The organism is Pseudomonas sp. W22_MBD1_FP4, from assembly GCF_052113765.1.
Taxonomy (GTDB): Bacteria; Pseudomonadota; Gammaproteobacteria; order Pseudomonadales; family Pseudomonadaceae; genus Aquipseudomonas; species Aquipseudomonas sivasensis.
The window spans coordinates 52952-78808 of sequence record NZ_JBGQOI010000014.1 but is presented as its reverse complement, the minus strand read 5'-3'; the positions used below and the strand labels follow the sequence as shown (position 1 = coordinate 78808).

Below are 25857 nucleotides of genomic sequence, written 5' to 3'. Positions count from 1 at the left end.
CCGATGACCCAGCCGATCCGCATCAAGGACCACGAGAAAGACGCACGTCTTGTACGCGCTCGGGTCGTGTTTGGTGCGATTCTGGTCGTCGGGCTGATGTGTGTGCTGATCGCCCGCCTGTATTTCCTGCAGGTGATCCAGTACGAGTACCACTCCACGCTGTCGGAAAACAACCGGGTGCATGTGCAGCCGATTCCGCCGACCCGTGGGCTTATTTTCGACCGCAACGGTGTGGTGGTCGCGGATAACCGGCCCAGCTTCAGCCTGAGCATGACCCGCGAGCGTTCCGGCGATTGGCAGCAAGTCCTTGATGTCATCGTCGAGGTGCTGCAACTGACGCCGGAAGACCGAGTGATCTTCGAAAAGCGCATGAAGCAGGGGCGTCGGCCCTTTGAGCCGGTGCCGATCCTGTTTGAGCTGACCGAAGAGCAGATCGCCCGCATCGCGGTGAACCAGTTCCGGTTGCCGGGGGTGGAAGTGGTGGCACAGTTGGTACGTCATTACCCGCAGGGTGCGCATTTTGCGCACTCGGTCGGCTACATGGGGCGGATCAACGAAAAAGAGCTCAAGAGCCTCGACCCGGTCAATTACAGCGGTACCCACCATATCGGCAAGACCGGCATCGAGCGTTTCTACGAGCCGGAACTGCACGGCCAGGTGGGTTACGAAGAAGTAGAGACCAATGCCCGTGGCCGCGTATTGCGCGTGCTCAAGCGCACCGACCCGATTCCCGGCAAGGACATTGTGCTGAGCCTGGACATCAAGCTGCAGGAAGCGGCGGAGATGGCCTTGGGTGGGCGGCGTGGCGCGGTGGTGGCACTGGACCCGAAAACGGGCGAAGTCCTGGCCATGGTCAGCCAGCCAAGTTTCGACCCTAACCTGTTTGTGACCGGGATCAGCTTCAAGGCCTACGCCGAGTTGCGCGATTCCATCGACCGACCGCTGTTCAACCGCGTGCTGCGCGGCCTGTATCCGCCCGGTTCGACCATCAAGCCCGCGGTGGCGATTGCTGGCCTGGATGCAGGCGTGGTCACTGCTTCCAGTCGCGTGTACGACCCGGGCTACTACATGCTGCCCAACTACGATCACAAATACCGTAACTGGAACCGCACCGGTGACGGCTACGTCGACTTGGACACCGCGATCATGCGGTCCAACGACACCTATTTCTATGACCTGGCCCATAAGCTGGGGATCGACCGGCTGTCTGCCTACATGGGCAAGTTCGGCCTCGGTCAGAAAGTTTCCCTGGATATGTTCGAAGAATCTCCTGGCCTGATGCCGTCCCGGGAGTGGAAGCGTGCGACCCGTCGTCAGGCGTGGTTCCCGGGTGAAACCCTGATCCTCGGCATTGGCCAGGGCTATATGCAGGCCACCCCGTTGCAGCTGGCCCAGGCTACCGCGCTGGTGGCCAACAAAGGTATCTGGAATCGCCCGCACCTGGCCAAGACCATCGAGGGCGAGAAACCGGTGGATGACAACCCGATCCCGGACATCGTGCTGCGCGACTCGTCCGACTGGACCAAGGTCAACCACGGTATGCAGCAAGTGATGCACGGCGCCCGTGGCACCGCGCGAAAAGCCGCAATCGGTGCTCAGTACCGCATTGCCGGCAAGAGCGGTACGGCCCAGGTGGTCGCGATCAAGCAGGGCGAGAAATACGACCGCACCAAGGTCCAGGAGCGCCACCGCGACCACGCCTTGTTCGTCGGTTTTGCTCCGGCAGACGACCCGAAAATCGTCGTGGCCGTCATGGTGGAGAACGGCGAGTCCGGCTCCGGTGTTGCCGCTCCCGTGGTGCGCCAGGTGATGGATGCCTGGTTGTTGGCCGACGACGGCAGGCTCAAGCCCGAATATGGCGGCCCCCCTTCAAACCCCGAGGTTACGGCCAGTGAAGAGTAATTTTGACCGCATCCTCTCCAGCGAGGATGTGATGCGTCGCCGCGCGACGTTGCTGCAGCGCATGCACATTGATGGCCCGTTACTGATCCTGTTGCTGACCCTGGCCGCCGGGAGCCTGTTTGTGCTGTATTCGGCCAGCGGCAAGAACTGGGACCTTCTGATCAAGCAAGCGTCGTCTTTTGGCCTGGGCCTGCTGTCCATGGTGGTGATTGCCCAGTTGGAGCCGCGTTTCATGGCGCGGTGGGTGCCGCTTGGCTACGTCGCCGGTGTATTGCTGCTGGTGGTGGTGGACGTGATGGGCCACAACGCCATGGGCGCAACCCGCTGGATCAACATTCCGGGGGTGATTCGCTTCCAGCCGTCGGAATTCATGAAGATCCTGATGCCGGCCACCATTGCCTGGTACCTGTCCAAGCGCACCTTGCCGCCGCAGCTTAAACACGTAGGCATCAGCCTGATTCTGATTGGCGTACCGTTCATCCTGATCGTTCGTCAGCCGGACCTCGGCACCTCGCTGCTGATTCTCGCCGGTGGTGCGTTCGTGCTGTTCATGGGTGGCTTGCGCTGGCGCTGGATCCTCAGTGTGCTGGCTGCGGCCGTACCGGTGGCCGTGGCCATGTGGTTCTTCTTTATGCACGACTACCAGAAGCAACGCATCCTCACGTTTCTCGATCCGGAAAGCGACCCGCTCGGCACCGGCTGGAACATCATCCAGTCCAAGGCAGCCATCGGTTCCGGCGGCGTGTTTGGCAAGGGTTGGCTGCTGGGCACCCAGTCGCACCTGGACTTTTTGCCAGAGAGCCACACCGACTTCATTATCGCGGTGATGGGCGAAGAGTTCGGCTTGGTAGGCATCTGCGCACTGTTGCTGATCTATTTGCTGCTGATCGGGCGCGGCCTGGTAATTACCGCACAGGCACAGACGCTGTTCGGCAAATTGCTCGCAGGCAGCCTGACCATGACTTTTTTTGTTTACGTTTTCGTCAACATCGGTATGGTCAGTGGCCTGTTGCCGGTGGTTGGGGTGCCGTTGCCGTTCATTAGCTACGGCGGAACTTCGCTGGTGACATTGCTGTCAGCGTTTGGGGTTTTGATGTCGATTCATACGCATCGCAAGTGGATCGCACAGGTTTGAATAAGGTGAAGATGTCAATGCAAGTAATGCGCGGCTGGGCCACTCGGCATGCGTCCTGGATGGGCCTGATTGGGCTACTGGGCGCAACGCAAGAGGCGCAGGCCGGTGACTACGATGGTTCACCCCAGGTCGCCGAATTTGTCGGTGAGATGACCCGCGACTACGGTTTCGCAGGTGAGCAGCTGATGGGCGTGTTCCGCGAAGCCCAGAAAAAGCAGGCGATCCTCGACGCCATCTCCCGCCCCGCCGAACGCGTGAAGCAGTGGAAGGAATATCGCCCGATGTTTCTCACCGACGCCCGCGTGGCGCGCGGTGTGGACTTCTGGCGCCAGCATGAAGCCGTGCTGGCCCGCGCCGAGCAGGAATACGGCGTGCCGGCCCAGGTAATTGTTGCGATCATCGGCATTGAAACCTTTTACGGACGCAATACCGGCAGCTATCGGGTGATCGATGCCTTGTCGACCCTGGGCTTCGATTACCCGCCTCGCGCCGACTTCTTCCGCAAGGAGCTGCGCGAATTCCTGCTGTTGGCCCGCGAAGAGCAGGTCGACCCGCTGACCCTCAAAGGCTCCTACGCCGGGGCGATGGGCTTGCCGCAATTCATGCCGAGCAGCTTTCGCGCCTATGCCGTGGATTTTGACGGTGACGGCCACATCAACATCTGGAGTAATCCCGACGACGCCATTGGCAGCGTGGCCAGCTACTTCAAGCGCCATGGCTGGGTGGGCGGCGAGCCCGTAGTGATTCGCGCCGACGTCAGCGGGGAACGTGCCGATGAAGGCCTGACCCAGGGCATCGAGCCGGCCAAGACGGTCGGGGAGTTGCGGGCGCTGGGCTGGTCGAGTCAGAATGCGCCACGCGATGATATGCCGGTCACGGCGTTCCGCCTGGAAGGCGAAAATGGCCCTGAATATTGGATGGGCCTGAAGAATTTCTACGCAATCACGCGTTATAACCGCAGTGTGATGTACGCCATGGCCGTGCATCAGCTGTCAGACATGCTGGTCCAAGCACGGGGCAACAAGTAATGCGGGCATCGCCGTTCAATCAACCGCTCAAGCTGGTGGCGTTCGCCGCGTTGTCCCTGCTGGTCGTCAGTTGTTCCACAAGCCGTGGCCCGGCACCACAGAAGTCCGGCGGTACCGCCGTACGTTCCCAGCCAGGCCTGGACATCAACCGCGCGCACAAAGACGGCGCGCCGTGGTGGGATGTCGACGTGTCGAAAATCCCGGATGCCACGCCCACCTTGCACACCGGCCCTTACAAGGCCAACCCCTATACCGTGCTGGGTAAATCCTACTTTCCGTTGCAGGAATCCAAGACCTACGTGCAATCGGGCACGGCGTCCTGGTACGGCACCAAGTTCCATGGTCAGAACACTGCCAACGGCGAGGTCTATGACCTGTATGGCATGAGCGCAGCGCATAAAACCTTGCCGCTGCCCAGCTATGTGCGGGTGACCAACCTGGACAATAACCGCACGGTGATCCTGCGGGTCAACGACCGTGGGCCGTTCTATTCGGACCGGATCATCGATTTGTCCTACGCCGCCGCGAAGAAGCTCGGCTATGCCGAAACCGGTACGGCACGGGTCAAGGTCGAAGGTATCGACCCGGCGCAGTACTGGGCCCAGCGTGGCAAGCCCGCCCCGCTGATGCTCAATGAACCGCAGAGTGCGCAGCCGCAAGTGACAGCATCCACCGGCAAGATCGAACAGTGGACACCGCCACCGCAGCAACACGCACCGGACACGGTGGTCGTGCCCCACGCAGCGCCGGGTGCTTCGGTCGCTGGCGGGCAATACCTGCAAGTGGGCGCTTTCGCCAACCCGGATGCGGCAGAACTGTTAAGGTCCAAGCTCAGCGGCATGGTCAACGCGCCGGTCTTTATCAGCTCCATCGTGCGTAACCAGCAAACCCTGCACCGCGTGCGCATGGGCCCTATCGGCTCGCCGAGCGAAGTGGCGCAAGTACAGAACAGCGTGCGCATGGCCAACCTGGGACAACCCAGCGTGGTCACCGCCGAATAACAAAGAATTGATGGTTCAGGCCCGTGCGCGGGTTTGAGCTGTGGTTGTTGGCTCGTTGAACAATAAAAACCCAGGGGCAAGGGGTGAGCGGGCAACCGAACACGTGACAGTCTGGTAGCGGGCTGTCTGAATAAGTTTTGCCCGCGAGGGCAAGTTTCCATAAGCAATTTCGAGAGACGGATGAACATCACCACCTTAGCCAAACGCACGTGCCTGCTTATCTCGCTGATCATCACCCCGGCCGCCTGGGCGGTTGAAATGGTGCCGGCTTCACCGCAACTGGCCGCTAAGGCGTGGGTCCTGATGGACGCCGCCAGCGGCAACGTGCTGGTAGAGAGCAACGGTGACCAACGCCTGCCGCCAGCCAGCCTGACCAAGCTGATGACCGCCTACATCGCGACCCTGGAAATCCGTCGCGGCCAGATCGGCGAGAACGACCCGGTGACCGTCAGCGAAAACGCCTGGCGTACCGGCGGTTCGCGCATGTTCATCAAGGTGGGCTCGCAAGTCACCGTAAGTGACCTGCTGCACGGCATCATCATCCAGTCCGGTAACGACGCCAGCGTCGCGCTGGCCGAGCACATCGCCGGCAGCGAAGATGCATTCGCCGACATGATGAACAAAACCGTCGCCGACCTGGGCATGACCAACAGCCACTTCATGAATCCGACTGGTTTGCCAAACCCTGAGCACTACTCGTCGGCTCACGACATGGCGATCCTGGCCCGCGCGATCATTCGTGTTGACCCGGTGCACTACGCGATTTACTCCCAGAAGGAGTTCTTCTGGAACAACATCAAGCAGCCTAACCGCAACCTGTTGTTGTGGCGCGACAAGACCGTTGATGGTCTGAAAACCGGCCACACCGAAGAGGCTGGCTATTGCATGGTGTCGTCCGCTGTTCGTGACGGCCAGCGCCTGATTGCAGTGGTATTCGGCACAAACAGCGAGCAGGCCCGTGCGGCCGAAACGCAAAAGCTGCTGACCTATGGTTTCCGCTTCTTCGAAACCCAGACCTTCTATCAGAAGGGTGCTGAACTGGCGACCGCGCCGGTATGGAAGGGCGCAACCTCTCAAGTCAAGGCCGGCCTGGCTGAAGACCTGACCCTGACCATGCCTAAAGGCCAGCTGAAAAAGCTCGCTGCCAGCATGACTATGAACCCGCAATTGGTTGCTCCAATCGCCAAGGGTGACGTGATCGGCAAAGTCGAAGTGAAACTGGACGACAAGGTGGTGCACAGCGCTGACCTGATCGCGCTGGACGCTGTCGACGAAGGTGGTATCTTCCGCCGCGTGTGGGATAGCATCCGTCTATTCTTCTACGGCTTGTTCAACTGATAGTGTGCACCTGCAAAGCCCCGCGTTGATCCGACGCGGGGCTTTGCCGTCGCCACGGCTTACCGCTTACGAGGCCGTTACGCCATGACCGATACCGAAGTAAAGGCACCCAAGATCGAATTCCCGGTGGTTGATTACCCGATCAAGGTGATCAGCGACACGGGTGTTGGCCGCAAGGACACGATTCTTGAGATCGTGCGTAAACACGCGACGATCAACGATAACCGAGTGGATGAGCGATCCAGCACCACCGGTAAATACACGACTATCCAGTTGCACATCGTTGCGACCGGCCAGGACCAGCTCTACGACATCAACAGCGAACTGCGGGCCACCGGCTTCGTGCACATGGTGCTGTGATGCCAGAGGTCCTGGGCTTTCGCGAGCTCGGCCAGATGGCCTACGAGCCTGTCTGGCACGCCATGCAACGGTTCACCAACGAGCGTGGCACCTCGGCCCCCGATGAGATCTGGCTGGTGGAACACCCGCCGGTGTTCACCCAGGGCCAGGCTGGCAAGGCTGAGCATTTGCTGCTGCCGGGGGATATTCCGGTGGTGCAGGTCGACCGAGGTGGCCAAGTGACTTACCATGGCCCCGGCCAGTTGGTCGCTTATCTGTTGCTGGACGTGCGCAAGCTGGGATTCGGCGTGCGCGATCTGGTCAGCCGGATAGAGGCTTGCCTGGTCGAGTTGCTGGCCAGTTATGGCGTGACCGCCGCGGCCAAGCCTGATGCTCCCGGTGTGTATGTGGATGGCGCGAAAATCGCCTCCCTGGGGCTTCGGATTCGTCACGGATGTTCCTTTCATGGCCTGGCCCTGAACGTGGACATGGACTTGGCCCCGTTTCGGCGGATCAACCCGTGCGGCTATGCCGGGTTGGCGATGACCCAACTGAGCGAACACGCTACACCGATTAAATTTGCCGAGGTAAGTGCCCGGCTGCGCGCGCAGCTCGTCAAACACCTCGACTATGCTGAGCAGACGACCCTAACGGGCGGAATCGACTGATTATGACTACTGATGCAGTGCAAACCATGATCCCGACGCTGGACGTTACCGAGCGTCCGGCCCCGGCCCCGCGTGCCAAGGTGGAAGCCGGCGTCAAGCTGCGCGGCGCCGAGAAGGTTGCACGCATCCCGGTGAAGATCATTCCGACCACCGAACTTCCGAAGAAACCCGACTGGATTCGCGTACGTATCCCGGTTTCGCCGGAAGTCGACCGTATCAAGGCCCTGCTGCGCAAACACAAGCTGCACAGCGTATGCGAAGAGGCCTCTTGCCCGAACCTGGGCGAATGCTTCTCCGGCGGCACCGCCACGTTCATGATCATGGGTGACATCTGCACCCGTCGTTGCCCGTTCTGCGACGTTGGCCATGGCCGGCCGAAGCCACTGGACGTGAACGAGCCGGAAAGCCTGGCCATCGCCATCGCCGACCTGAAACTCAAATATGTAGTGATCACCTCGGTGGACCGCGACGACTTGCGTGACGGCGGTGCACAGCACTTTGCCGACTGCATCCGCGAAATCCGCAAACTGTCGCCGAACGTGATGCTCGAAACCCTGGTCCCGGACTACCGTGGCCGTATGGACGTGGCGCTGGAAATCACCGCCGCCGAGCCACCGGATGTGTTCAACCACAACCTGGAAACCGTGCCACGCCTGTACAAGGCTGCGCGTCCGGGTTCGGACTACCAGTGGTCGCTGACCCTGCTGCAGAAATTCAAGCAGATGATGCCGCACATTCCGACCAAATCCGGCCTGATGCTGGGCCTGGGCGAAACCGACGAAGAAGTCATCGAAGTCATGAAACGCATGCGCGAACACGACATCGACATGCTGACCCTGGGCCAGTACCTGCAACCGTCGCGCAGCCACTTGCCGGTGCAGCGTTTCGTGCACCCGGACACCTTCGCCTGGTTCGCCGAGGAAGGCTACAAGATGGGCTTCAAGAACGTCGCCTCGGGCCCGTTGGTACGCTCTTCGTACCACGCTGACGAACAAGCCAAGTTGGTCAAGGCAAGCCTGGTTTCCTGATAGGGGTTTAGATCCAGTGTGGGAGGGGGCTTGCCCTCGATTGCGGTATGTCAGTCGCTACATGTGCTGGCTGATCCACCGCAATCGGGGGCACGCCCCCTCCCACATTTCGTTCCGCGCTAGTTAGGGAGAGTTGTGTATGACAGCAGCCGTTCCAGCCCTTCGTTCTGAAGGCACCATCGCCCTGATCGCCCCTGCCGGCCCCGCCGTGCTGGACGTTGAAAGGGCTGGCCAATGGATGCGTACGCGCGGCTACGATCTGCGGATTTTCCCCGGTGTCTATGAACGCGACGGCTACCTCGCCGGCAGCGATGCAGTGCGCCTGCGTGACCTGCACGCCGCCTTCGCCGATCCGGACATCGACGCTATCTTTTGCCTGCGCGGCGGCTATGGAACACCGCGTCTGCTCGATAGCCTGGATTTCGAACTGCTACGCGCCAACCCCAAGCCATTCGTGGGCTACAGCGACATCACCGCCCTGCACTTGGCGATCAGCCGCTACGCCGGCTTCGTGACCTTCCACGGGCCGATGCTCAATGCCGATCTGCTGGGCGACAAGCAGCAGCCTACCGAGTCCTCACTGTTCAGCCTTCTGCGCGGACAAATAGGCGCCAGCAGTGTGCTGTCGCACCCGGTGGCGTACCCGCTGACCACGATCGAGCCTGGCATTGCCTGTGGGCGCTTACTGGGAGGTAACCTGTCGATGATTGCGGCGGTCATGGGGACGCCTTACGAAATCGACGCTGAAGGCATCATCCTGTTTATCGAAGACGTCAACGAGCCGATCTACCGCATTGACCGGTTGCTGACGCACTTGCGCCTGGCCGGTAAATTGGCCCAGGTTGCGGGTGTGCTGGTGGGGGATGTGGCGGGGGTGGATAACGCTGCGCTGGAGCGCCTGCTGAAGCAGACGTTCGAGCCTTTGTGCATGCCGGTGTTGGCCGGCTGGCGCAGTGGGCATTGCGATCCGAACCTGACGCTGCCAATGGGCGCGTTGGTGCGTTTGGATGCAGGGGAGAAGCGGGTGGTGTTGGAGCAGGATGTGGTGTTCAAACCCTGAATCTGTTGGTGCCTGCCAAACCGCCATCGGGGGCAAGCCCCCTCCCACACTTGAATGTATTCACAAATCAAAATGTGGGAGGGGGCTTGCCCCCGATAGCGATAGTCGCCATAAGCAGATCTAACGGTTCTGCAGCGACTCCAGCAATTTCACCGTCGGATACCCATCCGCCGGCCAGCCCAGCGCCTGCTGCGCCGCACGAATCGCCTTACGGGTGTTGGCGCCGATAATCCCATCCGGGTTGCCCGCGTCATAGCCATTGGCACTCAACGCCGTCTGCAAATCAATGCGCTGGGATCGGCTCAGTGGCAGCTCATCTTTCGGCCACTCGCCACGAATCACGCCACCGCCACCAAACCGCTCCGACAACAGGCCAACCGCCAGCGCGTAGGACGATGAGTTGTTGTACTTGAGGATGGCGCGGAAGTTATCCAGCACCAGGAACGCCGGGCCGCGATAGCCCGCAGGCAGCAGCAGGGCGGCGGAGAGTTGGTCGACATTGCTTGGCATGCTGGCGCCCGGCGGCAGCTGCACGCCCAGTTTCAGCCACTCAGCGACGGTTTTGCGGGTGCCGCCATCGGCCAGGGCGTAATCGAAGTTCGCTGGCAGTTGTTTCACCTCGAACCCCCAAGGCTGGCCTTTCTGCCAGCCGGAGCTTTGCAGGTAGTGCGCAGTGGAGGCGAGGGCGTCGGCCGGGCTATTCCAGATATCGCGGCGACCGTCGCCGTCGAAGTCCACTGCGTGGGTGTTGTAGGTGGTCGGGATAAATTGGGTCTGGCCCATAGCGCCTGCCCAGGAGCCTTTCATCTGGTCGGCCTGGATATCGCCGTGTTGGATGATCTGCAGTGCCGCCAGCAATTGCGCCTGTGCAAAGGCTGGGCGTCGGCCTTCATAGGCCAGGGTCGCCAGGGAGCGGATTACCGAATTGTTGCCCTGGAACTGGCCGAAGTTACTCTCCATGCCCCACACCGACACCAACGCTTGGCGGTCGACGCCATAACGTTGCTCGATGCTTTGCAGGATGTCGGCATATTTGATTAGCAGTGCCTGGCCATTACGCACACGCAACGGCGATAGGGCACCGTCGAGGTATTCCCACACCGGGCGGGAAAACTCCGGCTGGCTGCGGTCGGCGCGGATCACCGCCATGTCGGGGGTGACATTGGCGAAGGCATTGTCGAACACGGCGGCGGTAATGCCGGCCTGCAGGGCTTGCGCGCGGAAACCCGCCTGCCATTCGGCGAAGGTTTGGGTCGGTTGGATATCGAGATTGTCCACGGCCAGCGGGGCCACGACGGCGGGCGCTACAACGGGTGCGGTTTGGAGCTTTGGCAACGGTTGGGCGTCGGCGGCGGTAGGTTTTTCCGCACAGGCGACAAGCAGAATGAGGCTGGAGGCAGCGATCAGTTGGCGAAGGTGCCAATGACGGGAAAGACGAGAGGGCATGCACAGGTCCAGGGATTACAAATCAGACGCTGACCTTATCATGCCAGAGGGGCGCTTGCCTTCAGGCAGCCAGAAAGTAAGAAGCCTCCCAGCTATTAGACTGGAAGGCTTCGCGGCGGTAGCTGCCCTTGCCCTTGCCGGCGCGTTCCTGACGGCTGCGGAACAGTGGCTGGGCGATGATGGATTTGGCCTTGTTGGGGCCATGCCTGGATGGCTTTTTGCTCATGGTCGATGCTCTCCTAAGATGTGATGCAGCGGTGCAAATCATCTGCCGAAGTTGGACAGCTGTAAAGCCCGGCGGCAGGTAGGAGATTTCATTGCTTACGCGATAGGACATGTGGGAGGGGGCTTGCCCTCGATGGTGGTGTTTCAGTCAATACATGTGTCGACTTCAGCGCCGCCATCGGGAGCAAGCCCCCTCCCACATTGGTTCTGTGGTGTTTGGAAACTAGGATTATTCGGCTGGAAGTGTCAGGCGCTGACCGGCCATCAACAACGACAAACGGCTGAGGCTCATCCACGGTGAACCCGCCGCCTGGCCCTTGATCTGTGCATCAATGCGCTGCGCCTCCAGCAACAGTTGTGCCCAGCGTTGCGCCGAGTGCCGTTGAAGGGCTTTGCTCATCAGGGGTTTGCGCTTGTCCCACACCGGTGGCCGAGCCTGGCTGAAGCACTTGTCCAGCGGCGTGCCTTGGCTGTACTGCAGGGCAATATTGGCCAATACCCGAAGCTCTCGGGCCAGGGCCCAGAGAATCACTGGTGGCTCGACCCCTTCGCCACGCAGGCCTTCGAGCATGCGCAGGGCGTGGGCGGGTTCGCCGTTGAGGATTGCATCCACCAGCCCGAATACATCAAAACGTGCACTGTCTGCCACGGCGCCTTGTACCGTTTCGACGGTAATCTGCCCGTCTTCGGCCATCAGCTTGAGCTTTTCGATCTCCTGAGCGGCGGCAAGCAAGTTGCCCTCGACCCGGGCGGCGATCAGCTCAACGGCGTCTTGCGTTGCGGCCAGCCCCGATTGGGACAGGCGCTGGCGAATCCACTGCGGCAGCTGATTGCTGTCCACCGGCCATATCTGGATGAACTGGGTCTGCGCCCCTTCTACCAAGGCCTTGCCCCACTTGGTCTTCTGCGCGCTGCCGTCGAGTTTGGGCAGGCTGATCAGCAAGACCGTATCTTCAGCGGGACGTGAGCAGTATTCCATCAGTGCCGCCGCGCCTTTATCTCCAGGCTTGCCCGATGGCAGACGCAGCTCAAGCAGGCGTTTTTCGGCGAATAGCGACATGCTCGCGCCGGCTTGCAGCAGCGTGCCCCAGTCGAAACTGGCGTCGGCGCTGAATACCTGGCGTTCATCGAAGCCCTGCTGGCGTGCGGCGGTACGGATGGCGTCGGCGGCTTCCTGGCACAGCAGCGGGTCATCACCGCTGACGATGTAGACAGGCGCGAGGCCACCTTGCAGGTGTTTGGCGAGTTGGGCGGGGGCGAGTTTCATAGGCAGGTAGAGCGGGGCGCCTGGGGCGCCCCGTCTGGCTTACTCGACAGGTACTTCAACAGGCGATTGTTTCGGCGTGTTGTCTTCGTACTCTTTCGCAGCTTTCAGCGCATCGGCGTCAGCCTTGGCCTTGTTGTCAGCGGCTTGCTGCAAGGTTTCCAGCTTCTCCGGGGTCAGCATCGACAGGCGCAAGACTACGCGTTGCACCAGATCACGACGCATTTCCTTGCGGACCTGGATGATTTCGGCATCCGAGCCCACCAGGTTGTTGCCATCGTGGCTGACGATTTTCTGCACCTGGATGTTGTCACCCATCAATGGCAGGTGGTCGCGGCCCTGGATTTCAAAGCTGAGCACAGTGCTCAGTTCGATATCCGAGGCGCGCCCTGCGCTGGCGTAGCTCAGGTTGCGCTGGGTTTCTTTTTCGTTCGCCAGGAACAGCTTGTAGGTTGCGCCGGTGTAGACGTGTACCCCGTTGTTTTCCAGGACCTGGCGCAACTGGGTCACGGTTTCGCTGTAGGCGTCGCGCGCGCTGACATCCAGTTCCTTGATCGTCAGGTCATTGGTGCCGGTGCCGCGCAGCTGGAAGCCGCAAGCGCTCAGTAGCACGGCAAGGCCCATAACCAGCAGATTGCGTTTGATCATTTTGTTGCTCCCCTTGAAACCATGTGGGCCTTATCGAGGCCTTGAAGGCTTTGTTCGGCGCAGGGCTCAAGCCCTGCGCCCGATGCGATTAGCTAGCGACGATATTGACCAGTTTGCCGGGCACCACGATCACTTTGCGGATCGTCAGGCCTTCGGTAAAGCGCAGCACGTTCTCGTTGACGCGTGCGGCCGCTTCGACTTCTTCACGGCTGGCACTGGCCGGCATGTCGATCTGGCCACGCAGCTTACCGTTGACCTGGATCACCAGTTGCAGCGTGTCCTGTACCAGGGCGCTGTCATCCTGCACCGGCCAGCGCGCATCGATGACTGCGTCGCTATGGCCCAGACGGCTCCACAGGTCGTGGCTGATGTGCGGCGTAATCGGTGCCAGCAGCAGGGTGACCGTTTCCAGGCCTTCCTGTACCAGTGCGCGGTCCTGTTCGGTCGCTTGCGGGGCTTTTTCCAGCACGTTCATCAATGTCATCACCTGGGCGATGGCGGTGTTGAACTTGTGGTTTTGGCCTACATCCTGGCTGGCTTGCTTGATGGCCAGGTGGGTGCTGCGGCGAATAAGTTTCTGCTCGTCGCTCAGGGACGCCACGTCCAGCTTGGCCGGCAGGCCCTGGCTGACATGGGCGTGAGCCAGGCGCCAGACGCGCTTGAGGAAGCGGTGCGAGCCTTCGACGCCGGAGTCGGACCATTCGGCGCTCATGTCAGGTGGCGAGGCGAACATCATGAACAGACGGCAAGTGTCGGCACCGAACTGGTCGATCATCGACTGTGGGTCGACGCCATTGTTCTTCGACTTGGCCATTTTCTCGGTACCGCCGATCTCCACCGGCAGGCCGTCGGCGATCAGCTTGGCGCTGATGACCTTGGCTTTGCTGTCGCGCTCAAGTTCGACGTCCGCCGGGTTGAACCAGGTGTAGGCGCCATTGGCTTCGCGGCGATAGTAGGTCTCGGCGATCACCATGCCTTGGGTCAGCAGGTTCTTGAACGGCTCGTTGGAACTCACCAGGCCTTCGTCGCGCATCAGCTTATGGAAGAAACGCGCGTACAGCAGGTGAAGAATGGCGTGTTCGATGCCACCAATGTACTGATCTACCGGCAACCAATGGTCAGCCGCGGATTTTTCCACCAGGCCACCCTCGTAGTGAGGCGAGGCGTAGCGGGCGTAGTACCACGAGGACTCCACGAAGGTGTCCATGGTGTCGGTTTCACGCTTGGCAGGCTGGCCGCATTTAGGGCAACTGCACTCGTAGAACTCAGGCATGCGTGCCAATGGCGAACCGGCGCCGTCCGGCACCACGTCTTCCGGGAGCACGACCGGCAGTTGGTCTTCCGGTACGGGCACGTCACCGCAGGTTTCGCAGTGGATAATCGGGATCGGGCAGCCCCAGTAGCGCTGGCGGCTGATGCCCCAGTCGCGCAGGCGGAACTGGGTGCGCGAGGCGCCGAGGTTCTTCTTGATAAGCGCGACTTCGATGGCGTCGAAGGCGCCGGCGAAGTCCAGACCGTCGAACTCTCCGGAGTTGATCAGGGTGCCGTGCTCGCCGTAGGCGTCTTGCCATGGGGCCGGGTTGGTGTCGCCCGAACTGGTACGTACCACCGACTTGATCGGCAGGTTGTATTTGGTGGCGAATTCGAAATCACGCTCGTCGTGGGCCGGCACAGCCATTACTGCGCCATCGCCGTAGTGCATCAACACGTAATTGGCGACCCAAACCGGCAACTTCTCGCCGGTCAGTGGGTGCTCGACGAACAGGCCGGTCGGCAGGCCTTTTTTCTCTTGGGTGGCGACGTCGGCTTCAGCCACGCTGCCGCCTTTGCATTCGGCGATGAACGCCTGCAGCTCCGGGTTGTTCTGTGCGGCCTGGGTGGCGAGCGGGTGCTCGGCGGCCACGGCGACGTAGGTCGCGCCCATCAGGGTGTCGGGACGGGTGGTGAAGACTTTGAGTGCGCCCGCTTCGCCGATGGAGTCGACGTTGTATGGGAACTGCACTTCCATGCCCTTGGACTTGCCGATCCAGTTGCGCTGCATGGTCTTGACCTGTTCAGGCCAGCCCGGCAAATCGTCGAGGCTCGACAAGAGTTCATCCGCGTAGGCGGTGATCTTGAAGTAGTACATCGGGATTTCGCGCTTTTCGATCAGCGCGCCGGAACGCCAGCCGCGCCCGTCGATCACCTGCTCGTTGGCCAGCACGGTCTGGTCGATCGGGTCCCAGTTCACGGTGCCGCTTTTTTTGTAGATCACGCCTTTTTCGAACAGGCGAGTGAACAGCCATTGTTCCCAGCGGTAGTAATCCGGCTTGCAGGTGGTCACCTCGCGGGACCAGTCCACCGCCAGGCCCAGGCTGCGCAGCTGGGTCTTCATGTAGGCGATGTTTTCGTAGGTCCACTTGGCGGGAGCCACGTTGTTTTTCATCGCAGCGTTTTCCGCCGGCATGCCGAAGGCGTCCCAACCCATGGGTTGCAGGACGTTCTTGCCTTGCATGCGCTGGTAGCGGGAAATCACGTCGCCGATGGTGTAGTTACGCACGTGCCCCATGTGTAGCTTGCCGCTGGGGTAAGGGAACATCGATAGGCAATAGAAAGTCTCCTTGCCTGGCTGTTCACTGACTTCAAAGGACTTTTGCTCGTCCCAGAAGGTTTGGGCGGCATTTTCTATTTCACGGGGCTGATATTGTTCGTGCATGGCTACTTTTGAACTGGATAGGGGTGGCCTAATCCTCTTCGGTGCAACGTTCAGGTTGTTCGACACCAAAAAGCGGCGCGTCCGTGCCCAAACCCTGCGGGAAGTGGAGTTACAGGAAGCGCCGTAGCATACATGACCCCACTCTATCGAGGGAAACCCTGATTGCGTAGCCGAGGCCGTCTGTCGCGGCGCCGGGCAGGCGCAGCAACGAGGGCTACGCTGTTCAGTGGGGAGCAAGTCTTTCTTCAATGAGGTGAGGGGATGGTTGAATCGCAGCGAATCGCAACTAAACCGGACGTCTACGAGGGACTGATCGACCGATTGGGTCGTGCATTGGATGCAGCGAGGACAGCGGGCCGATTGCGTGATGAACGGCCTGTCGAGTTGGAACTGCGTGGATTGAGTCGCGCGGAGTTGGAACTGATCAAGGCTTACCTGGAACGCAACAAGCGCAGTGCGCCCCCTTGGGTGGCAACCCCGCCAGCCCAAGAGCCTACGCACTCTGCCAAGGTGGTGTGGCTCAAGGACTTGCCGGCCGGTCGTGGCCCGGAAACATTCCGGTCCGCCCGCTACAAGTAGTTGACCCCCGCTGAACAACACCATTGCGCTATTTCACTGTAGAGATTGTCGCTAAACCCCGTTACACCTTAGGCTTCGGGCATCTTTGGAGATGCCCGATGCCTATTCGTTATTTCATTAAACAACTGCTCCTGCCGCCCGGCATTCTCTTGCTGCTGCTGGCCCTTGCCTGGTGGTTTAGACGCACTCGCCCACGTTTGGCCGGTTGCTGCTTTGCCCTGGGGTTTGGCGGCATGTGGTTGATCAGCTTGCCGGTGGCCGTGGAGTGGGGCGCGCGGGCCCTGGAGACCGAGTCTCCGTTGGCGCTAGAAGACTGGTCGACCCTGGCCCAGCGCGCCGACGCCATTGTGGTGCTGGGTTCGGGGCGCGAGCGCGGCGACCCGGCATGGGGTTCTGATCAGCCTACCGGTATTGGCCTGGAGCGCCAGCGGTATGCCGCCCGACTGGCCAAGGCGTCCGGCCTGCCGGTGCTTACCACCGGGGGATTGCACTACGGCACGCCGCCCAGTGAAGCTGAGCTGATGGCGGTGTCGATGCAGGACGATTTCGGCGTTACGGTGCGCTGGAAGGAAGAGCGCAGCCGTACCACCTGGGAAAACGCACAGATGAGTGCCGAGATTCTATTGCCCGAGGGCATCAAGCGTGTGGTGGTCGTGACCCAGGCCTGGCACATGCCGCGTTCGGTGTGGAGTTTTGAAAAGGCCGGCTTCACCGTAGTGCCGGCGCCGGTGGGGTTTCTAGGCGTGGACAATGCACGGCCGCTGGGTGGATGGATGCCCGAGTTCAAGTCGGTGTGGCAGAGCGGGCAGTTGATCAACGAGGCGGTAGGGCAGGTGGGGTATCGTTTGTTCTATCGATAACCCTGCTGATTAAAATGCAGATCAAGATGTAGGAGGGGGCAAGTCCTCTCCCACATTTTGATTCGCGTTGGCTGTTAGACGGTTTTTGACATCCGGCCTGCCAGCAGCGCCCAACCAAACAACCCCAGGCACACGATGATCAGCGGCCACGAGCGCCATTGCAGGTATGGCGTCAGGTTATGCATCGGCACCACTTCGCCATAGAGGATTCCGCGCTCGAATTGCGGGATCTGCGCAGTGATCTGGCCAAACGGGTTGATCAACCCAGTCACGCCATTATTGGTCGCACGGATCATCCAGCGCCCAGCCTCCAACGCACGCATCTGCGCCATTTGCAGGTGCTGCAGCGGGCCAATGGAGCGGCCGAACCAGGTGTCATTGCTGATGGTCAGCAGCAGGTCGCTCTGGGCCGACAGTCCGGCGGCGAATTCCGGGTAGACCACTTCGTAGCAAATGAAGGGCGCGATCTGATAGCCCTTCGCCTGCAACATCGCCTGGTCGGCGGGGCCTCGGGCGAAGTCCGACATCGGCAGGTCGAAGAAGGCAATCAGTCCGCGCAGCATGTCCTGCAGCGGCACGTATTCGCCAAACGGCACGAGCTTCTGCTTCAGGTAAGTGCCGTCGCCTTCGCCTACCACGGTGATGCCATTGAAGTAGCGCTTCTGGTGGTGCACTTCCTGGCGTATTGGCACGCCGGTGATCAGCGCGGTGTGTCGGTCGGCGGCAAACTTGCCCATCATCCCCAGGTAGCCCTCGACGGACTCCTTGAGCACCGGCACCGCCGTTTCCGGCCACACCAACAGGTCGACAGGCTTGGAGCTGAAACTCATGTCGCGGTACAGCGCGAGCTGCGCATTGAGCTGCTCGGGGTCCCACTTCATGCTTTGTTCGACGTTGCCCTGGATGGCCGCTACGGTCAGCGGAGCGCCGGACGGGGACGTCCAAGCGTGATGCTTGAGCGCCAGGCCGATGGCCCAGGGTGCGACCAGCAACACCAGACCTGCGCCGATAAACCCATTGCGTTTACTGGCCAGCAGGCGCGGCAGGTTGCACAGCAGGGCCGCCGTCAGTGCCAGGGCAAAGGAAATCAGCCACATGCCACCCACTGGCGCCAGGCCGGTGAGGGGGCCGTCGAGCTGGCTGTAACCGGAGTACAGCCACGGGAATCCGGTGAGGAACCAGCCGCGAAAGGCTTCCTGGCCGACCCACAATGCGGCAAACGTCAGCGCATCTGCCAACGGTGCTTCATTGCGACGCAACCAGCGCGCCCACAGCCAAGCCGGCAGGGCGAAGAACCAGGCAATGGCGGCGGTGAACAACAGCATCAGGAACCCCGCCAGCAGCACCGAAGCGCCGCCGAAGTGGTGGATGCTGTAGTAAATCCAGCTGGTGCCAGCACCAAACAGGCCGAAACCGAAACACCAGCCACGGCCCAGGGCCTGACGGGGTGTCAGCTGTCGCAGGCCGACATAGAACACTCCCACCGCGATCAGTGCAAACGGCCACAGATCGAATGGCGCCAGCGCCAGTGTGGTGATGGCGCCGGCCGCCACGGCCAGCAAGTTACCGGGCCAGCCGGGTGCGATCATGCGGCGCATTTCAGTCCTTAACGGGCAATAGGGGTCAAGCGGATCAAGTGGATACGACGGCTATCGGCATTCAGGATGCGGAAGCGATACGCGCCGATCTCGGTGGTTTCGTTACGCTTGGGCAGATGCCCGAACGCACTCATTACCAGGCCGCCAACGGTGTCGAACTCGTCGTCGGAGAATTCGCTGTCGAAAAACTCGTTGAAGTTCTCGATCGGCGTCAGCGCCTTGACCAGGAAGTCACCGCTCGGCAGCGGCTTGATGTAGCTGTCTTCTTCGACGTCGTGCTCATCTTCGATGTCGCCGACGATCTGTTCCAGCACGTCTTCGATGGTCACGAGGCCGGCCACGCCGCCGTATTCGTCGATCACAATGGCCATGTGATTGTGGTTGGCGCGGAATTCGCGCAGCAGCACATTCAGGCGCTTGGATTCGGGTACGAAGGTGGCGGGACGCAGCAGGTCCTTGATGTTGAAGCTGTCGCCGTTCTCCTTGAGGATCAGCGGCAGCAGGTCCTTGGCCAGCAGGACGCCCATGACGTCGTCATGGCTTTCACCGATCACCGGGTAGCGCGAGTGCGCGGAGTCGATCACGGCCGGGAGGAATTCCCGCGGGGTCTGGGTCGCCTTGATGCTGATCATCTGCGAGCGCGGGACCATGATGTCCCGTACTTGCAGGTCAGCGACCTGGATGGCGCCTTCGACGATGGCCAGCGCTTCGCTGTCCAGCAACTTGTTCTGGTGGGCCTCGCGCAGCAGCTCCAGCAGCTCCTGGCGGTTTTTCGGCTCGTGGGCAAAAGCCTGGGTCAGTTTACCCAGCCATGACTTTTGCCCGTTGCTCGATCGGTCTTCGCTCATAGCGATTACTCTAAATCCTTTGTTGTGTCAGTTATGTTTCGTCGTCTGCATACGGATCAGGGTGACCCAGTTCGGCAAGCAACGTTTGTTCCAGTGTTTCCATTTCCTCGGCTTCGTCATCGTCTATATGGTCGTAACCCAAGAGATGCAAGCAGCCGTGGATGACTAGATGAGCCCAATGGGCTTCCAGCGTCTTGCCTTGTTCCTTCGCCTCGCGCTCCACCACTTCGACGCAGATCACCAGATCGCCCAGCAACGGGATATCCAGCAGCTCATCGGGTACGTCGGCGGGGAACGACAGCACGTTGGTCGCGTAGTCTTTCTGGCGCCAGGTGTGGTTCAACTCGCGGCCTTCGGGCTCGTCCACCAGACGGATGGTCAATTCCGAGTCGGCGGTGCGCTGGCGCAGGGCCAGTGCGCACCATTGGCGGAATTGTTCTTCGCTGGGGGCGGGCGCCTCGGTGGCCAGTTGCAGGTCAAGCTCAAGCATCGCGGCGAACGTCCTTTGACAGTCCGTCGTCGCGGTGTTCGAAGCGCTCGTAGGCTTCGACGATGCGTTGCACCAGCGGGTGGCGCACTACGTCCTTGGGTGAGAAATGCGTGAAACTGATACCCGGCACGTCCTTGAGCACTTCAATCACATGGCTCAAGCCCGACTTGGTGCCCTTGGGCAGGTCAACCTGGGTAATGTCGCCGGTGATGATGGCCGTCGAGCCGAACCCGATGCGGGTCAGGAACATCTTCATCTGCTCGACCGTAGTGTTCTGGCTTTCGTCGAGGATGATGAAACTGTTGCTCAAGGTGCGGCCGCGCATGTAGGCCAGCGGGGCGATTTCAATCACCTGGCGTTCGATCAGCTTGGCCACGTATTCAAAGCCAAGCATCTCGTACAGCGCGTCGTAGAGTGGGCGCAGGTACGGGTCGATCTTCTGTGCGAGGTCGCCGGGCAGGAAACCGAGCTTTTCGCCCGCTTCGACCGCCGGGCGCACCAGCAGGATGCGGCGCACTTGCTCGCGCTCAAGGGCATCCACTGCACAGGCCACGGCGAGGTAGGTCTTGCCGGTACCGGCGGGGCCGATGCCGAAATTGATATCGTTGCCGAGGATTGCCTTGACGTACTTCTGCTGATTCAAGCCCTTTGGGCGAATCATGCCTTTCTTGGTACGCAATGCCACGCTGGCTTCAGCGACGGGGTTGTTAGCCAAGTCTTCCACAGCCGACTCCTGCAAATACAGGTGCACGGTTTCTGGCGACAGCTCGCTACCCTTGGTTTCGCGGTAGAGACGGCGCAGCAGATTTTCTGCAGATTTAGTGGGCTGGGCTTCACCAATAAGCTCGAACTGATTGCCGCGATTGCGGATCTCGATGCCCAGGCGTTGTTCGATCAGGCGCAGGTGCTCGTCGAACTGTCCGCACAGATTGGCGAAACGGCGAGCCTCAAAGGGCTCAAGGATAAAACGATGGGGTTCTACTGTGGGTGCGTTCAAGGTCGCTTTTAGCCGCCCTTTGGCTGTTTAGGTGAAAGAGAGGATAACGCCAGTGACGCGGGTACGAAAGCACTTACGTCATTGGAATGTTGCACGGCTCCTATGTGGGAGGGGGCTTGCCCCCGATAGCGGTGTGCCAGCAATAAATGAGTGGTCTGATTCACCGCCATCGGGAGCAAGCCCCCTCCCACATTTATTGCACCAGAGAGCCGCGCAGCGAGTGTGGTTGCGCCGCATCGATGTGCACATCGGCAAATTGGCCGATCAGGGTTGGATTGTCGCAACGGAAGTTGACGATCCGATTGTTCTCGGTGCGGCCCTGCAATTCGCCGGGATCTTTCTTCGAGTAGTCGGTGACCAGGATGCGCTGGACTGAACCGACCATTTGTCGGCTGATCTCGAAGCCCTGCTGGTTAAGTCGGTGTTGTAGCGCGTTCAAGCGCTCTTTTTTCAGCGCTTCCGGGGTTTCGTCCACCAGATCGGCGGCGGGTGTGCCGGGGCGTTGGCTGTAGACGAACGAATAGGAGAAGTCGAAACCGACGTCTTCAATCAGCTTCATGGTCTGCTGGAAGTCTTTTTCGGTCTCGCCTGGGAAGCCGACGATAAAGTCTGAGCTGATGCAGATGCCCGGCACTGCTGCACGCAATTTGCGCAATTTGGATTTGTATTCCAGGGCGGTGTGATTGCGCTTCATTGCCGACAGGATGCGATCCGAACCCGACTGCACCGGCAAATGCAGGTGCTTAACCAGCTCAGGCACGTCGGCGTGGGCCTGGATCAGGCTGTCGGAGAACTCCAGCGGGTGCGAAGTGGTGTAACGGATGCGCTCGATACCGTCCACTGCTGCCACTACGCGGATCAACTCTGCCAAATCCGCCAGGCGACCGTCCTCGGTCAAGCCGCGATAGCCGTTGACGTTCTGGCCCAACAGGGTCACTTCGCGCACGCCGTTTTCGGCCAGGTGGATGATCTCTGCCAGCACGTCGTCAAAGGGCCGGCTGACCTCTTCGCCACGGGTGTAGGGCACCACGCAGAAGGTGCAGTACTTGCTGCAGCCTTCCATCACCGATACATAGGCGCTTGGCCCGTCGATACGCGGCTCAGGTAAATGGTCGAATTTTTCGATTTCCGGGAACGAGACGTCTACCTGAGGCAGCTTGGTGATACGGGCCGCGTCGATCATTTCCGGCAAGCGGTGCAGGGTTTGCGGGCCGAAGACCACGTCGACATAGGGGGCGCGGTCGCGGATCGCGGCGCCTTCCTGGCTGGCCACGCAACCGCCGACGGCGATTACCATCTCTGGATTGGCCAGTTTCAATTCACGCCAGCGGCCCAACTGCGAGTACACACGGTCCTGGGCACGCTCGCGGATCGAGCAAGTATTGAGCAGGATAACGTCGGCATCTTCGGCGCGGGCGGTGACTTCCAGGGCCTGGTGTTCGCCCAGCAGATCGACCATGCGCGAGCTGTCGTACTCGTTCATCTGGCAACCGTGGGTTTCGATATAAAGCTTCTTGGCCATGGGAATCGTCAACTGGTGGTAAAGAACCGCGCATTATAGGGGGCATGCCCATTGGTTCCTAGCGTTGTGCATCGGGTGCCATGCTATAGTTCGCGCCCTCTTTTATATCCCCGATGTGTTATCCGCCCACCATGACCAAACGCGAAGCTCCAATCTACAAGGTGATTTTCCTCAACCAGGGCCAGGTGTTCGAAATGTACGCCAAGCAGATCTATCAAAGTGATCTGTGGGGCTTCCTGGAAGTGGAAGAGTTCGTCTTTGGCGAGCGCACCCAATTGGTCGTCGACCCGGGCGAAGAAAAGCTCAAGGCGCAGTTCGAAGGCGTGGTGCGCAGTTTTGTGCCGATGCATTCAATTGTGCGTATCGATGAAGTCGAGCGGCTGGGCACGCCGAAGATCAGCGAGGCACGGGGCGTGAGCAATGTCATGCCGTTTCCGATGCCAATGCCTGAGAAGTAAGACGGCTGTCAGGGCAGGGGTGAGAAGGGCGAACGCCCATCAGCACTCTGCAGTTCCTGCAAGTAGTTGCGGAAAATCTGGCCCAAGACCTGGGTGGCCACTTCCAGTTCATCGCGCTGCATGTGCTCGGCGACTTCGTCGGCCGTGTCCAGCGCGTCTTCGGCGCCGTTGACGGCGGCCATTTTCAGCACGATATACGCCTGAACGTTATTGGCCGGCACGCCTTCGCCTTTGAAGAACATGGTGCCTAGCTGGAATTGTGCCTGCGCGTGGCCCTGCAACGAGGCTTTCTCGAAGTAGCTCAAGGCTTTGTTGAGGTCGAGGGCGGGATTTTTGCTGTCGTGGTAGTACTCGCCCAACTCATATTGCGCCTGCGCATCACCTTCGTCGGCCTGTTTCTGGCACGCGCTCAGGGATTCGGCCTGGCTGTCTGGCTGGGTATTGAGGGTGCAACGACCCATCGCTGGGATTAACAACGAGTTGCCGCCTGCTTGGGCATTTGCCAGCAGCGGCTGAAGGAGCAACAGGCAGCCCAGTACCAGGGTGCGGCCGGTGCGTTTCATGGGAATCGACTTACCTCTGACGGGGCGCGCGGACCCTCACGGGATCCAATAAGCGCGCATTATGAAATAAGCAGGCCTCTGCTTACAAAGTCTTTACTCGTTTTTCTGCTGCTTGGGCAAGTTATCTGCCGGATTGCAGGTGAATTCTCGAAAAAATAAGGAAATCTCTGTAAGCAAAGTAGCAAATCTGGCGCCACCCACAGCGACGCCAGATGTTGCGACCGTTTATTTCAGGGCTGCGAATGCGCGTTCGGCGGCGTCCAGGGTCAGTTGCAACTCGGTTTCGCCATGGGCAATCGATGTGAAGCCCGCTTCAAAGGCACTCGGCGCCAGGTACACGCCGCCTTCCAGCATCAGGTGGAAGAAGCGTTTGAACAGGTCGGCGTCGCTGCTCATCACGTCATCAAAGGTGACGATATCGTCCGCACCGCTGAAGTACAGGCCGAACATACCCCCCGCCTGCGTGGTGACAAACGGGATGCCGGCCGCATCGGCGCGCTGTTGCAGGCCGTCCAGCAGGCGAGTGGTGTAGTCGGTCAGCTCAGCATGAAAGCCCGGGCGGCTGATCAAACGCAGCGTGGTCAGGCCGGCAGCCATAGCCAGCGGGTTACCCGACAGCGTGCCTGCCTGGTAGACCGGACCCAGTGGCGCGATGTGCTGCATGATTTCGCGTTTGCCGCCGAAGCAGCCTACCGGCATGCCGCCGCCGATGATCTTGCCGAAGGTGCTCAGGTCAGGCGTGACGCCATAGTGCGCCTGGGCACCACCAAGGGCGACACGGAAGCCGGTCATCACTTCATCAAAAATCAATACCACGCCATGCTTGTCGCACTGCTCGCGCAGGCCTTCGAGGAAACCCGGTGCAGGTGGTACGCAGTTCATGTTGCCGGCCACCGGCTCAACAATGATGCACGCCACGTCTTGGCCGACTTCGTTGAGCATCCGCTCGACGGCGGCTATGTCGTTGAACGGCAGCGTCAGAGTGTGCTTTGCAAATGCCGCTGGCACACCGGCCGAGCTGGGCACGCCTTGGGTCAAAAGGCCGGAGCCGGCTTTTACCAGCAGGCTGTCGGAGTGGCCGTGGTAGCAGCCTTCGAACTTGATGATGCTGTCGCGGCCGGTGAAACCACGGGCCAGACGAATCGCGCTCATGGTGGCTTCGGTGCCGGAGCTGACCATGCGCACCATTTCCATTGACGGCACGATTGAGCACACCAGGTCAGCCATCTCGGTTTCCATGGCGGTAGGGGCGCCGTAGGACAAGCCGTGCTCCAGCTGTTTACGCACTGCATCCAGCACGTCCGGGTGGCTGTGGCCCAGGATCATCGGGCCCCAGGAACCGACGTAATCTACATAGCGTTTATCATCTTCGTCGGTGACGTAGGCACCTTCGGCATGCTTGAAGAACAACGGCGTGCCGCCCACGCTCTTGAACGCACGCACGGGGGAGTTCACACCGCCGGGGATGTGTTTCTGGGCATTGGCAAACAGGGTTTCGGAACGAGACATGGTGGGGCTCTCTGAATTCAGGATTTGATTAAGGCGTTGAAAGCGCGGGCGCGGCGCGTGACTTCCTGGGTGCTGTCGGCACCGAACAGGCCGTGGACCACGGCCAGTAAGTCGGCACCGTGGGCCACCAAGGGCTCGGCGTTTTCCAGGGTGACGCCCCCGATCACGCAGATCGGCAGGTGCAGGCGCTTGCGGGCCTCAGCCAGCATTTCAAGGGTGGCGGCAGGTGCACCAGGCTTGGTATTGGAATTGAAGAAGCGACCGAAGGCGACGTAACTGGCGCCTTCGCGCGCGGCCTGTTCGGCCAGTTCAATCTGGCTGTGGCAGGTGGCGCCGATGATGGCTTTGGAGCCCAGCAGCGCACGGGCCGGTGTCAGTGGGCCGTCGGTCTGGCCCAGGTGCACGCCGACGCCCAGGCGCGCGGCCAACTCAGCGTCATCGTTGATGATCAGTTGGGTCTTGTAGCGCGAGCACAGTTCACGCAGCTTTTCGGCTTCACGCAGGCGCCGAGCTTCGTCGCTGCTTTTGTCGCGGTACTGCAACAGGGTCACGCCACCGTCCAACGCCGCTTCCACATAGGCGAGGAATTTGCCGGCCAACAGTTGGCTGTCGGTGATGGCGTAAAGGCCACGTAGTTTCATCGGGCAGGCCTCTTG

General features: G+C 60.6%; 25 protein-coding genes. 12 read left to right on the top strand and 13 right to left on the bottom strand.

Features of this window, described 5'->3' with window-relative positions; all coding sequences use genetic code 11:
• Positions 1 to 3: 3 nt before the first annotated feature.
• The 9 genes from mrdA to ACEN2T_RS18585 all read left to right on the top strand — a co-directional run bounded on the left by mrdA (position 4) and on the right by ACEN2T_RS18585 (position 9499).
• Positions 4 to 1902 (top strand): penicillin-binding protein 2, encoded by a 1899-nt coding sequence (gene mrdA / locus ACEN2T_RS18625; RefSeq protein ID WP_032884594.1) that lies wholly within the window; start codon positions 4 to 6, stop codon positions 1900 to 1902.
• A gap of 31 nt (positions 1903 to 1933) precedes the next feature.
• Positions 1934 to 3037, top strand: coding sequence for a rod shape-determining protein RodA (gene rodA, locus ACEN2T_RS18620; RefSeq protein WP_050442794.1), 1104 nt, complete (start codon positions 1934 to 1936; stop codon positions 3035 to 3037).
• A 17-nt stretch (positions 3038 to 3054) separates the two neighbouring features.
• Positions 3055 to 4065, top strand: coding sequence for a lytic murein transglycosylase B (mltB, locus tag ACEN2T_RS18615; protein WP_032884595.1), 1011 nt, complete (start codon positions 3055 to 3057; stop codon positions 4063 to 4065).
• Positions 4065 to 5066, top strand: coding sequence for a septal ring lytic transglycosylase RlpA family protein (locus ACEN2T_RS18610; protein ID WP_032884596.1), 1002 nt, complete (start codon positions 4065 to 4067; stop codon positions 5064 to 5066). Before mltB ends, ACEN2T_RS18610 begins: the two co-directional genes overlap by 1 nt.
• Before the next feature lie 180 nt (positions 5067 to 5246).
• Positions 5247 to 6404 (top strand): D-alanyl-D-alanine carboxypeptidase family protein, encoded by a 1158-nt coding sequence (locus ACEN2T_RS18605; protein ID WP_032884597.1) that lies wholly within the window; start codon positions 5247 to 5249, stop codon positions 6402 to 6404.
• Positions 6405 to 6488: 84 nt separating this feature from the next.
• Entirely contained in the window at positions 6489 to 6764 is a 276-nt protein-coding gene (locus ACEN2T_RS18600) for a DUF493 domain-containing protein (RefSeq protein ID WP_032884598.1), read from the top strand.
• Positions 6764 to 7411: a lipoyl(octanoyl) transferase LipB gene (gene lipB / locus ACEN2T_RS18595; protein ID WP_032884599.1), complete on the top strand. Its 648-nt coding sequence runs from the start codon at positions 6764 to 6766 to the stop codon at positions 7409 to 7411. The genes ACEN2T_RS18600 and lipB overlap by 1 nt, the downstream gene beginning before the upstream one ends.
• A 26-nt stretch (positions 7412 to 7437) precedes the next feature.
• Complete coding sequence (gene lipA, locus ACEN2T_RS18590) at positions 7438 to 8439, top strand: lipoyl synthase (protein WP_162163623.1); 1002 nt, start codon at positions 7438 to 7440, stop codon at positions 8437 to 8439.
• Positions 8440 to 8578: 139 nt separating this feature from the next.
• Entirely contained in the window at positions 8579 to 9499 is a 921-nt protein-coding gene (locus ACEN2T_RS18585; protein WP_442117294.1) for a S66 peptidase family protein, read from the top strand.
• Between the two features lie 120 nt (positions 9500 to 9619).
• Here the strand turns inward: ACEN2T_RS18585 and ACEN2T_RS18580 are convergent, their stop codons facing one another.
• The 5 genes from ACEN2T_RS18580 to leuS all read right to left on the bottom strand — a co-directional run bounded on the left by ACEN2T_RS18580 (position 9620) and on the right by leuS (position 15777).
• The gene (locus ACEN2T_RS18580; protein WP_095186207.1) at positions 9620 to 10945 is read right to left on the bottom strand and encodes a lytic murein transglycosylase; all 1326 of its coding nucleotides are present in this window, start codon (positions 10943 to 10945) and stop codon (positions 9620 to 9622) included.
• 61 nt (positions 10946 to 11006) lie between these two features.
• Positions 11007 to 11171, bottom strand: coding sequence for an alternative ribosome rescue factor ArfA (gene arfA, locus ACEN2T_RS18575; RefSeq protein ID WP_065908951.1), 165 nt, complete (start codon positions 11169 to 11171; stop codon positions 11007 to 11009).
• Positions 11172 to 11399: 228 nt separating this feature from the next.
• Positions 11400 to 12437: a DNA polymerase III subunit delta gene (gene holA, locus ACEN2T_RS18570; RefSeq protein WP_005791737.1), complete on the bottom strand. Its 1038-nt coding sequence runs from the start codon at positions 12435 to 12437 to the stop codon at positions 11400 to 11402.
• 39 nt (positions 12438 to 12476) lie between these two features.
• Positions 12477 to 13082, bottom strand: coding sequence for an LPS-assembly lipoprotein LptE (locus ACEN2T_RS18565; RefSeq protein WP_032884603.1), 606 nt, complete (start codon positions 13080 to 13082; stop codon positions 12477 to 12479).
• 88 nt (positions 13083 to 13170) lie between these two features.
• Positions 13171 to 15777, bottom strand: a complete 2607-nt coding sequence (leuS, locus tag ACEN2T_RS18560; protein ID WP_122752989.1) for a leucine--tRNA ligase — start codon at positions 15775 to 15777, stop codon at positions 13171 to 13173.
• A 261-nt stretch (positions 15778 to 16038) separates the two neighbouring features.
• Between leuS and ACEN2T_RS18555 the strand changes: the two genes are divergently transcribed.
• On the top strand, positions 16039 to 16356 hold the full coding sequence (locus ACEN2T_RS18555; RefSeq protein ID WP_095186209.1) for a hypothetical protein: 318 nt from the start codon (positions 16039 to 16041) through the stop codon (positions 16354 to 16356).
• A gap of 98 nt (positions 16357 to 16454) precedes the next feature.
• Positions 16455 to 17216 carry a YdcF family protein gene (locus ACEN2T_RS18550; protein WP_442117293.1) on the top strand — a complete coding sequence of 254 codons (762 nt, stop codon included), beginning with the start codon at positions 16455 to 16457 and terminating at the stop codon, positions 17214 to 17216.
• A gap of 74 nt (positions 17217 to 17290) precedes the next feature.
• Here ACEN2T_RS18550 and lnt read toward each other — a convergent pair whose 3' ends face one another.
• The 5 genes from lnt to miaB all read right to left on the bottom strand — a co-directional run bounded on the left by lnt (position 17291) and on the right by miaB (position 22671).
• Positions 17291 to 18814 carry an apolipoprotein N-acyltransferase gene (gene lnt / locus ACEN2T_RS18545; RefSeq protein ID WP_122756002.1) on the bottom strand — a complete coding sequence of 508 codons (1524 nt, stop codon included), beginning with the start codon at positions 18812 to 18814 and terminating at the stop codon, positions 17291 to 17293.
• Positions 18815 to 18822: 8 nt separating this feature from the next.
• Positions 18823 to 19662 carry an HlyC/CorC family transporter gene (locus ACEN2T_RS18540; protein WP_005791724.1) on the bottom strand — a complete coding sequence of 280 codons (840 nt, stop codon included), beginning with the start codon at positions 19660 to 19662 and terminating at the stop codon, positions 18823 to 18825.
• A gap of 31 nt (positions 19663 to 19693) precedes the next feature.
• The gene (gene ybeY, locus ACEN2T_RS18535) at positions 19694 to 20152 is read right to left on the bottom strand and encodes an rRNA maturation RNase YbeY (protein WP_032884608.1); all 459 of its coding nucleotides are present in this window, start codon (positions 20150 to 20152) and stop codon (positions 19694 to 19696) included.
• Positions 20145 to 21149: a PhoH family protein gene (locus tag ACEN2T_RS18530; protein WP_032884609.1), complete on the bottom strand. Its 1005-nt coding sequence runs from the start codon at positions 21147 to 21149 to the stop codon at positions 20145 to 20147. Before ACEN2T_RS18530 ends, ybeY begins: the two co-directional genes overlap by 8 nt.
• A gap of 193 nt (positions 21150 to 21342) precedes the next feature.
• Complete coding sequence (gene miaB, locus ACEN2T_RS18525; RefSeq protein WP_032884610.1) at positions 21343 to 22671, bottom strand: tRNA (N6-isopentenyl adenosine(37)-C2)-methylthiotransferase MiaB; 1329 nt, start codon at positions 22669 to 22671, stop codon at positions 21343 to 21345.
• 131 nt (positions 22672 to 22802) lie between these two features.
• On the opposite strand from miaB, the gene ACEN2T_RS18520 reads away from it, so the two are divergent.
• Positions 22803 to 23129: a DUF1820 family protein gene (locus ACEN2T_RS18520; RefSeq protein WP_003236992.1), complete on the top strand. Its 327-nt coding sequence runs from the start codon at positions 22803 to 22805 to the stop codon at positions 23127 to 23129.
• Between the two features lie 8 nt (positions 23130 to 23137).
• Here ACEN2T_RS18520 and ACEN2T_RS18515 read toward each other — a convergent pair whose 3' ends face one another.
• The 3 genes from ACEN2T_RS18515 to thiE form a co-directional block, all read right to left on the bottom strand.
• Positions 23138 to 23692 (bottom strand): tetratricopeptide repeat protein, encoded by a 555-nt coding sequence (locus ACEN2T_RS18515; RefSeq protein ID WP_032884611.1) that lies wholly within the window; start codon positions 23690 to 23692, stop codon positions 23138 to 23140.
• A 225-nt stretch (positions 23693 to 23917) separates the two neighbouring features.
• Entirely contained in the window at positions 23918 to 25201 is a 1284-nt protein-coding gene (gene hemL, locus ACEN2T_RS18510; protein WP_442117292.1) for a glutamate-1-semialdehyde 2,1-aminomutase, read from the bottom strand.
• A 17-nt stretch (positions 25202 to 25218) separates the two neighbouring features.
• Positions 25219 to 25842, bottom strand: coding sequence for a thiamine phosphate synthase (thiE, locus tag ACEN2T_RS18505; RefSeq protein ID WP_032884613.1), 624 nt, complete (start codon positions 25840 to 25842; stop codon positions 25219 to 25221).
• Positions 25843 to 25857 lie beyond the last annotated feature (15 nt).